The 1,172-nt window shown below is 30.5% G+C and carries 1 protein-coding gene; it reads right to left on the bottom strand.

Translation table 11 applies throughout. From position 1 onward, the window contains the following. Positions 1-575 precede the first annotated feature (575 nt). Positions 576-1,172 (bottom strand): hypothetical protein (locus T367_RS23105; protein ID WP_035845807.1); only part of this gene is annotated, 597 nt, incomplete at its 5' end.

The following is a 1,172-nucleotide window of genomic DNA, read 5'->3' as shown; positions in this document are numbered from 1 at the left end:
ACTGTGGGTTTCAGTTTGAGCAAACCCAAACATTGGTGATATTACAATTAAAATTACTAGTATTCTTATCATGGTTCAATTACCGCTAACGTTTGAATAAAATTAGGCATTTATGCCGAACAGCTTCGCTGTAAATTTTATTTTTTGTTAGGCACTTTTTTCTAAGTTAGATGATTTAATTTTATTTGTTACAAAATAGAATGCGAAAATTGTTGACATAGCAGATAAGTAAAATGAAAGAGCGTATGAAATCCGAAAATAAAAAATGATTGCAGTTACTGCACTAACTAATATGGATATTATCAAAATATGCTTCTGATTAAAATGTATTTTCCGTGCAATAACTTTGGCGAAAAGAGGCAAAATGAACAAGAATATTGCAGAACTAAAAATGAAATATCTATTTATAATCAATATCAGGCCCCACAATGGTGAAATTCTCAATAAATATGCTCCATTTTCATAGTCATAAGACATAGCATGATAAAGAAATGGTCGACCAATTACTAGTTCCATCAAATATGCGACTAACAAAAAAAGAAAACCTAGCAAGTACGGCCTGAACCCTATTTTTTTCATTTGAATACTTTATTAAAATGCTGAGAACTTATTTGTTGTTTGGCACATTTTTCATTCAAGAGTTCAATAACTCTTTTACGATCATTAGGCACTATTAAAATTTTTAACCTTTTGGTCTTTGAATTATTGATAGTAATTTCTATTTCGCTTTTTTCCTGCTGAAAACTTAATACTTCTTCATAAGTAACCCTTTGGATAAGATCCAGCTTATTAATGGCCATTGCAGAAAACCAATGTGAGGTAAACCAAATTTCAGTATCAGTAAAATACAAATCAATTATTATAAGTCGCCCACTCCCATTATGCCTCTTCATTTTGGCAAGATTCGTCGCTTCAACTTTTCTTTCCGAATAGATAAAATTGTTGGGCTTTTTTGAAGGAAATTTTCTAAGTACTTTCGTTCCTGAATGATGCAAAAATATTATCCAACCAGTCAGTCCAGAAAATGATACTAACCATAAAATTAAACTTGTATTCATGCAGATAATTTGATTGTGCCTAACATCAAGGTATACATAGCGATAGCGACGTAGACCTTTAAATAGGTCTGAAGATATAAATTTTTTATATATCTGAAGTCTATTTAAAGGTTT

The sequence above is a fragment of the Crocinitomix catalasitica ATCC 23190 genome (genome assembly GCF_000621625.1).
Classification (GTDB): domain Bacteria; phylum Bacteroidota; class Bacteroidia; order Flavobacteriales_D; family Crocinitomicaceae; genus Crocinitomix; species Crocinitomix catalasitica.
This window is presented reverse-complemented; position numbering and strand designations above follow the sequence as displayed.